This window comes from Planktotalea sp. (assembly GCF_039984035.1).
Taxonomy (GTDB): Bacteria; Pseudomonadota; Alphaproteobacteria; order Rhodobacterales; family Rhodobacteraceae; genus Planktotalea.
The window spans coordinates 1-8,236 of the sequence record NZ_JBDWVM010000282.1; the positions used below are offsets into that span (position 1 = coordinate 1).

At 53.5% G+C, this 8,236-nt stretch carries 7 protein-coding genes; 4 read left to right on the forward strand and 3 right to left on the reverse strand.

The genetic code is table 11. From position 1 onward, the window contains the following. Window positions 1-765 precede the first annotated feature (765 nt). Window positions 766-3,579 (forward strand): AMP-binding protein, encoded by a 2,814-nt coding sequence (locus ABJQ89_RS12880; protein ID WP_348496618.1) that lies wholly within the window; start codon window positions 766-768, stop codon window positions 3,577-3,579. A 53-nt stretch (window positions 3,580-3,632) separates the two neighbouring features. Here the strand turns inward: ABJQ89_RS12880 and ABJQ89_RS12885 are convergent, their stop codons facing one another. Beyond that, window positions 3,633-4,271, reverse strand: coding sequence for a glutathione S-transferase family protein (locus ABJQ89_RS12885; RefSeq protein WP_348496619.1), 639 nt, complete (start codon window positions 4,269-4,271; stop codon window positions 3,633-3,635). Window positions 4,272-4,299: 28 nt separating this feature from the next. Beyond that, window positions 4,300-5,037 carry an FCD domain-containing protein gene (locus ABJQ89_RS12890; RefSeq protein ID WP_348496620.1) on the reverse strand — a complete coding sequence of 246 codons (738 nt, stop codon included), beginning with the start codon at window positions 5,035-5,037 and terminating at the stop codon, window positions 4,300-4,302. Window positions 5,038-5,143: 106 nt separating this feature from the next. Here ABJQ89_RS12890 and ABJQ89_RS12895 point away from each other — a divergent pair, with 106 nt between their 5' ends. Genes ABJQ89_RS12895 through ABJQ89_RS12905 form a run of 3 tightly spaced genes read left to right on the forward strand, consistent with a single transcriptional unit; the run spans window position 5,144 to window position 7,646 of the window. Continuing rightward, entirely contained in the window at window positions 5,144-6,286 is a 1,143-nt protein-coding gene (locus tag ABJQ89_RS12895) for a zinc-binding dehydrogenase (RefSeq protein ID WP_348496621.1), read from the forward strand. Then, on the forward strand, window positions 6,283-7,197 hold the full coding sequence (locus tag ABJQ89_RS12900; RefSeq protein WP_348496622.1) for a dihydrodipicolinate synthase family protein: 915 nt from the start codon (window positions 6,283-6,285) through the stop codon (window positions 7,195-7,197). Before ABJQ89_RS12895 ends, ABJQ89_RS12900 begins: the two co-directional genes overlap by 4 nt. Further along, the gene (locus tag ABJQ89_RS12905) at window positions 7,194-7,646 is read left to right on the forward strand and encodes a cupin domain-containing protein (RefSeq protein ID WP_348496623.1); all 453 of its coding nucleotides are present in this window, start codon (window positions 7,194-7,196) and stop codon (window positions 7,644-7,646) included. Before ABJQ89_RS12900 ends, ABJQ89_RS12905 begins: the two co-directional genes overlap by 4 nt. Window positions 7,647-7,687: 41 nt before the next feature. Here ABJQ89_RS12905 and ABJQ89_RS12910 read toward each other — a convergent pair. Next, the coding region (locus ABJQ89_RS12910) for a Gfo/Idh/MocA family oxidoreductase (protein ID WP_348496624.1) at window positions 7,688-8,236 on the reverse strand (549 nt) is incomplete at its 5' end.

Sequence of the window (8,236 nt, forward strand, 5' to 3'; positions counted from 1 at the left end):
TTGACGCGCTTTCGAAAAGCTCCAGTCGCATCCTGCAAAGGTACTGGTTACACCTGCCGCCACATGGCGGCAGAGCATCATTTCTTTTTACGCTGCAAAGCGGCGAAAAAAGCCCGTGCGAGGTTTTTTATCGACTGGAGGCTTTTCGAGAAGACGTTCTGCTTTGGTCGTGAGTGACTCCAATAGATCAGAGTGAATCGTTGGAAACGCGTTGGCAGAGTGCGTTGTCGTTTTGTCGGTCTTCATCGTGTTATCCCCCAAATGGAAAATTTTGATGAGTTGAATTTAGGCGAAATTGTGAGGGCGTTTTATGGGAAGCAGAAAATTCCATTCCCCGACACATGCCTGTGAAAAGGGCTTGACAGCGCGATTCTCGACGGTTCCACCTGTTTGAAATCAATATGTTACGGGATTTTCGGGAGGCTGGAGTTGACGTGAGTTGTCGTTGCGGAACCCTGCGTTTTGGGTCGAAAAAGCTGCCATATTTCAAAAAAAACGACGCTTTTTCCGTGTCAGCAAGGGCTATTTTGGTCGGTAGCGGTCACTAAAAGTCGCCTATTTTCGACGCTAAAGGGTGAAAATTTACTCACGTTTAGAATCAATTTTACGCGTGTTAACTCTCAAGTGGGTAAATCGTCAAAATTGCTGCTTCATTGTGCTTACCTAGGGTCAATTGACGCGCTGTCCGCCTATCGGCTTGACCTTTGTGAGCACGGGTTTGATATCAAGCGGATTGCCTTAACAGTATGGAAATGGCGCTCGAAAATGAATGACGTGGTAGAGCAAGTCTTGTCTCCAACGCAGAGTATTCCCGCTCAATTAGCAAAAGCGCTCAATGTTCATGCCGATTTGCCTGCGCTTGTGGATGGCGAGCTCGAATTGAGCTACGGTCAATTGGCTCACTGTGTTGAGCAGTTGCAGCCCTCTTTACCAGAAAACGGCGCGGTTGCGGTCTTCGGCAAGCCGTCGGTGACTTTCGCTGTCGGGGCATTTGCCTGTGTTGTACTCGGCCAACCGTTTGTTCATCTCGATCCTGCAATGCCAGCGGATGTCTTGACCAACATTATTGATGAGTTGAATGTAGAAACGATTTTCCAATGTGAAGCGCCGCAAGACGGGCAATTGCCGACGCAGTGCCACTGTATCGATGTCATGCAAATCGTGGCGCAGGCTGAGACTGCCCCCCATGCACCGATTGAAGCGCCTCGCGTTGCGCCTGACGCACCGATCTATATCGTTGCGACCTCTGGTTCGACCGGCAAGCCCAAGTGCATTCCCGTATCGCAACAATCTGCCTACCTGTCCTATGAATGGCGCTATGCCTACACGCCCTATGATCCAAGTGAGACCGTGGGTGTCTATATCTTTGCAATCTGGGAAATGTTCCGCCCCTTGCGGGATGGCGCGAAGGTTTGCTTCCCCCGCTTTAGCGAATTGATGAACCCCGATGGTTTGATGGCTTTTTTAAAACGTCATGCTGTAACTGAAATGCTGTTCACACCTTCTGCGCTAGAAACAACGTTGCGTACTTGCGACGCAGCTCTGGCGCGGGATGTTGTCTTGAAGCGCATCATCTTGAACGGCGAGGTCGTCAGCGCGGAGTTGATCGCGGCAGTGCGCGACAAGCTTCCAAACGTGAAATTGTGGAACCTCTATAGCATTTGCGAGACCCACGATATTTCCATGACCGAAATCATGGTGGATCAACCCGCTGCAAAGGCAGGGTCGGTCGGCATTCCAATGCCGCACCTGAGGGCCGTTGTTCTGGATGACAATGACAATCTTTGCAATGTGGGCGAACCTGGCTTGTTGCATTTTGAAGGGCCGCAAATGCTCGGTCCTGGTTATATCAACCGCGAAGAAGAAACTGCGCTGCGCTTTCGCGAATTGGAAGTGAACGGGGTGCAGGCGCGGCTCTATGATACGGGTGATCAGGGGTACGTCGCCGAGGATGGTTCGGTTCATGTGATGGGTCGCATTGCGCATATGCTGAAACTGCGCGGTCATAGTATCCAAACGCGTGAACTAATGGAGTCTTTGCGCAGTTACATTGGCTTTACGCAAGCGGTGCCTTGGATCAAATCGGTGACGGGGCAGGGCGATGCCTTGGTGTTTTATTATTGCACTGATGATGAACAGCAGCGCGTGAACGGCGAAACGTGGGCGCTCGAGCAGGGTGAGAGCCGGATGCCATTGGCTTTGTCAAAGGCGCTGCGCTCTGAATTGCCTGCTTATTGCATCCCAAGTTATTTGGTCCAACTCGATGAAATTCCTGTCAATGCAGTGTCTGGAAAATGTGACCACAAGCGCTTGCCTGATATCTCGCATCGCGCCGAAGAAAGCGTGGGCGACCAAGACAATCTTTTGACGGTTGTTCATGCAGCAAAGGTGATGGGCTGTGACCCCGCCTTGCTTGATCCTGCGCTGTCGTTTCATGATCAGGGGGGCGACTCTCTGATGGCCGTGGATTTACTAGGTGCGCTCGAAGCGGCTTATGACGCCCGCGTTGATTTCGATTTTGCTTTGAATGTTCCGCTCGGGCGGTTGGATGAAATCTTGCGCGAAACCGATGCTGCGCCAAAGGTTCAAGGCACGTTTGAGCGTACAGGTATCTTGCTGACGGGTGTGACGGGTTTTCTCGGCAGTCGCGTTGTTGCCGCTCTGTTGGACACCCTGCCGGCGGGCGAGGCGGTTTACTGTTTGGTGCGCTCTAAACGCCGCGATCATGTCGCGCGTCTGGAGGCGGTGGCCGAGGCGCAAGGCATCGACGCTGCGCGTTTGATTGCGGTGCCTGCCGCTATTGAGGACGCGAATTTCAATCTGAGCGATGGGGATTATCACGCGCTCGCACAGAAAGTACGCAGTGTTATTCACTGCGCTGCGATGGTGAACCTCGCGGTCGATCCCGAGCACATGCTAGATTGGTCGCGCGCGGGCATCACAAATGTTCTGAAGTTCTGCACAGCATCGAATGCGGACTTAAGGTTCTCATCGTCCTCTGCGGTATTTGCCGATATCGGTGGCCCATACGCAGAGACTGCTACGAGCGCCTATGCGCATTGTTCAGGTTATGGCGCTGCTAAGATTGAAGCGGAAGCCTTGATCGCTGCCTCGGGCGTGCCTGCTGCAATTGTGCGACTGCCTTCGCTTTATGATCTGGAAGCGCCGAACGGTAAAGATATTTATGAGATCATAGTGAAGGCTTGTGCCGAAATGCGCGCGATCCCTGAAGGTTTTGCATTTCGTATGATTGACGTGCACGCCGCTGCGCGGTTCCTTGGCTCGGTGCCTCGCAGCGACGGGGCGCATTACTACAACTTTGCACCAGAGCACTTCGATGTTGCCTCAAATATAGAAGGGCTTGGCATTGACGTGCGCCCGCTGACGGATTGGCTCCGTGATGCGCCGCTAACGCAGGCGGAGAAGGCGTTAATTAAGGCGGATTTATCCGTGTTGAAGGCGGATGCGGTCCTTTCAAACGCCCATGCTGAGGACATGTGGGGGCGGGTGACGGGCGAGCCGCTTTCGAATATTTCACAGCCGCGCGATTTGCTCGCGCGCCGTTTGCGGATGCATTAGGGAAACCACCGCCCCCCCCCGCGTTTGAGCGAGGGGCGGAAAGATACCTTATGTCACGGCATTGGCACGTCTGTTGTGAATTTCGGAACAGAATATCCCTTTTGCACGGCCGGACGTTCAGCAATGCGCAGATACCATGCTTTGATGTTTGGATAATCGTTCAGATCGTTTTCCTGCCATTCAAAGCGGGAAATCCATGGCCAGCATGCCATATCCGCAATGGTATATTCACCCCGACCTGTGCCTGCGATGTAATCGCGTCCTTCAAGACGTTCGTTCAACACACGATAAAGACGCGCGCCTTCTTTTGAGTAGCGTTCTTCACCGTATTCAGATTTGCCTTTGTTATACTTCACGAAATGATGCACTTGGCCGAGCATCGGGCCAAGACCGCCCATTTGCCACATCAACCATTCCACCATCTTCCAATACTCATCGCCGTCGCACTGAAATTTTCCATACTTGTTGGCGAGGTAGAGCATGATCGCCCCCGTTTCCATCATCTGAACACCCGTCTCGTGATCGACAATAGCGGGGATGCGGTTGTTAGGCGCGATCTTCAGGAAATCGGGCGCGAATTGCTCATCTTTGGAGATGTCGATGGGGTGCACCGTGTAGGGCACGCCCAATTCTTCGAGCAAGATAGACACCTTGCGGCCATTAGGCGTGGTCCATGTGTAAAGATCAATCATTGTCGGGTCCTTATGTGTAAAGGTCAGTTTAAGTTGTGAGCGTATCAAGCGTGGCTTGCAGATGGGCGCGCATGTTGTCCTTGGCTGCGCTGCAGTCTCGGCTGGCAATCGCGGTAATGATGGCGTCGTGTTCGTCAAAGGAATGATAGTCGGGTGAGGGCCTTTTGATATCGCTGGTTAATTTGCGCCAGACAACCACTTGGCGCACAGCATTCATGATCTTGTGCAACTCATACAAGAGAACATTGCCCGCGCTTTTTGCGATAAGGTCATGGAGTTCAAAGTCCAATTCTTCATAGTCGGCCCAGCTGCGAGAGGCGCGAATGCGCGCGCCTAAATCTTGCATCGTTTTGACCTGAAACGGAGATGCGTGGAGCGCGGCCATGCGGGCCAGCTCGGGTTCGAGGCTGAGGCGCGCGATCATTGCGTCGTGGGGAGCTGTGCGTTCAGCAAGCGCTGCGAGCGAAGCGGCGGTTTGCGTCATGCTGGGCGGCTCCGCCGTGAAGGTGCCGCGCCCAACCTGCCGAATAATTCGCCCCTCGATTTCAAGCGCTGCAAGCGACTTGCGAAGTTCAGGGCGTGAGAGTTCAAGGGTTTTGGCCAAGTCACGTTCCGACGGCAAGCGGCTGCCGGCGTCTGGATAGGTCTCAGCAATCCATGCGCGCAAATGGTCTAAGTTTTGATCTGAAATTGGTTGACCATTTTGCATCTCTTGAAACCTGATGTCATTTTCCTCGGTTGTGCCAATATTGGTGGTAAGCTTCATATTTGCAAGTCTGCAATGCCGTGCTAGCGTTCGAGAACACGTCGATTTGAACGGAAAATTCGATTCGATGATTGGTTGACCAATTGTGATCTTATCGGAGGCTGACATGACATCAACAGAGACCACCAATTTGCCGGACACGATGAAAGCATGGGTGCTTGGGGATCCTGATGAATTGAATCTCATCGCTAAGCCCTTGCCCGTCCCGGGCAAAGCCGAAGCTTTGGTGCGCATCGATGCCGTTGCCATTTGTGCGACGGATTTAGAGGTCATTTCCTATGGCACACCGGCCATGGTTGAAGGGGGTAAACCGTTCAACAAGAATTGGACGCCTGGGCACGAATATATGGGCACAATTGCTGCGCTTGGGCCGGGCGTTGACGAATTTGAAATTGGCGATCGCGTCACCGTGGAAATCCACGCAGGATGCGGGCAATGCAAACGCTGTCGCATGGGCATGTATACGTCCTGTCATAACTATGGGCTGAACTACGGGGACAAAAACAAGGGCCACCGCGCCAATGGGTTCACCACCAATGGTGGCTTCGCCGAATATGCGGTGAACAATATCAACACGATGATCAAAGTCCCCGACGATATGTCTGATGAAGAAGCGACATTGGTCGTGACCGCGGGCACGTCGATGTACGGACTGACGGAGCTCGGTGGATTGGTTGCAGGGGAAAGCGCCGTTGTGATTGGACCGGGGCCAATTGGTTTGCTGGCCGTTGCCGTTGCCAAAGCGCTGGGTGCCTCTCCGGTGATCCTTGTGGGGACACGTGAAAATCGCAATGAGATTGGCCGCCAATTGGGCGCAGATATCGTGATCGATGGCCGCAATGAGGACGTTGTCGCGCGCGTGATGGAAATCACGGGTAAAGGCGCTGATTATGTCGTTGATTGCGCAGGCAATGAAACAACGGTGAATGATGCCGTCCACATGACCAATCGCGGTGGTAAGGTCTGCCTAGCCGCCTTCCCCAAGAACCCCGTGAATTTTGATCTTGGGTATCTCGCGGTGAACAACATCTATCTTTACGGTATCCGCGGTGAAGGACGTTCAGCGACCCATCGTGCAATGGCGTTTATGGCAGAGAAACGATTTGATGCTTCGGTCATTCATACGCATACATTCCCACTTGAGGACTTGCCCGAAGCGCTGCGCTATGCACGGGAAAGAGTAGATGATGCAATCAAAGTCGTGGTGTCCATGCGCGGACGCGGCAACAGCAAAGGTGATAAAGAATGAAGGCAAGACGCGGAATTTACGCGGCGGCGGTGACGCCGTTCAACGCGGATGGAACTGTTAACACAGCGGCGCATATCGCCTACTGTCAGCATTTGCTGAGCGATGGCGGATGCGACGGTGTAGCGCCCACTGGCACGACGGGAGAGGGTACATCTGTCACGTTGTCTGATCGCATCGCGATGCCAGCGGCCTTTGCCAAAGCGGGCATCGAAACCGATCGTGTGATCTTTGGCACCGGCGCACCTGCATCGGGTGATAGCGTGGCGCTCACAAAAGCGTCTTGTGATGCAGGCTTCACCAATGTTCTGGTTCTGCCGCCCTATTATTACAAGACCCCCAGCGATGATGGTCTTTACGCATACTATGCCCGACTTATCGAAAGCGTGGCGCGCGATGATTTGCGGATCTACGTCTACCATTTCCCGCAAATGTCGGCCGTTCCTTTGTCGGTCGATCTGGTTCTGCGCCTCAAGAAAGACTTTGGCGCGATCATGGCTGGGCTCAAAGATAGCAGTGGGGATTTCTCACAATCCGCAGCCTTCATTGAGGCAACGGGCGGCGTTGATGCGGATTTTGACGTGTACCCATCATCCGAGGCGATGCTTTGGGATGGTTTGTCGATGGGCAGCGCGGGCGTGATTTCAGGGTCGACCAATGGTTTTGGCGCCTTGGCACAAACGGCGCTTAATGCACCTGAGGGTGCAGAGCGCGACGCTGCGATGGCAAAGGTCAAAGCGGCCCGCGCAATGGCGAGCAAATACCCCCTCATGGCGGGGATGAAACAAATGGAAGCGTGGCGCAGCGGCGATGACAACTGGACCCGCATGGCACCGCCCTTGATGCCATTGTCGGACCAACAGCGCGCAGATCTTCGCGCAGATATTGATGCGTTTTGGGAGGAAACAGCATGAGCCAACACGGACCACATCATATTGAAACCAACCCTGATCCCGCTGCATTCGCGCATTGGCCGGAGGGACTTTATGAAGAAATGCTGGCGAGCCATGACAATGGCAACGTCGGCTCATTACTTGTTTCTGAAACAGACCGCGTGCGCGTTTGGCATCTACATATTCCAGTAGGCAGCAGATGCGGGTTCCATCGTCATGTGAACCCGTATTTCTGGACCGCTTTGAATGCGGGAACAGCGCGCGGCTATTTCTCTTCCGGTGAAGTGCGCGATACTGTGCATTATGTCGGTGAAACCAAGCATTTTAACTATGGCGAAGGTGACTACATGCTCCACGCCGTTGAAAATGTTGGGGATACGCCGCTTGCCTTCACGACGGTTGAATTCCTTGATGGGGAAAACACGCCGCTCGATGTGCCCGCGGATATGCGACTAGTGGTGCCTGCCTAAAAACGTGTGCCGATGCCCATTTCAAAGCATCGGCGCTTCGATCAAAGCTTGACCGCTTCGCCCGTTTCAGCAGAGCGCACGATTGCGTCTAATACTTCAATGTTATGGATCAATTCAAAATCTGAATAGGGATAGCTCGCTTCGCCGCGAATAGCTGCGCCAAAGGCTTCCAGATTTGCCGTGACGCTGTCGGTCCACTCAATCACATCTGTCTTCGTGTCATCGATGCTTTTGTAGCATTCCATTGTGACCTTGCCACCCGGCGTGTCTGGATGGGTCGCATTGCGCACCTCGACCCACATATCGCTGCCAAACACATGTGTGCGGATGAAATGCGGTGTGTGCAGGATCGCTTGAAGCGTCGCTGTCATGCCTTCCTCAAATTGCAATTGCACGGTCACGACATCACCGGTTTCCCACCCCAAACTGCGATCCGCGGTAAAGGCGTGCAAGGACGAGACTTTACCGAAGAATGAGATCAACAGATCAGTGAGGTGGATGCCCATCTGCGTCATACCGGCAGCGGGGGCGAAGGCCTTTGTCGTGCGCCAACTGTCTGGGCCAAGGCCGATCAATTTATCATGGCTAAA

What these genes read in the sequence shown, in the direction of transcription:
- ABJQ89_RS12880 (WP_348496618.1), top strand. Translation starts at nt 766, where the DNA reads ATGAATGACGTGGTAGAGCAAGTCTTGTCTCCAACGCAGAGTATTCCC.
- ABJQ89_RS12885 (WP_348496619.1), bottom strand. Translation starts at nt 4,271, where the DNA reads ATGATTGATCTTTACACATGGACCACGCCTAATGGCCGCAAGGTGTCT.
- ABJQ89_RS12890 (WP_348496620.1), bottom strand. Translation starts at nt 5,037, where the DNA reads ATGAAGCTTACCACCAATATTGGCACAACCGAGGAAAATGACATCAGG.
- ABJQ89_RS12895 (WP_348496621.1), top strand. Translation starts at nt 5,144, where the DNA reads ATGACATCAACAGAGACCACCAATTTGCCGGACACGATGAAAGCATGG.
- ABJQ89_RS12900 (WP_348496622.1), top strand. Translation starts at nt 6,283, where the DNA reads ATGAAGGCAAGACGCGGAATTTACGCGGCGGCGGTGACGCCGTTCAAC.
- ABJQ89_RS12905 (WP_348496623.1), top strand. Translation starts at nt 7,194, where the DNA reads ATGAGCCAACACGGACCACATCATATTGAAACCAACCCTGATCCCGCT.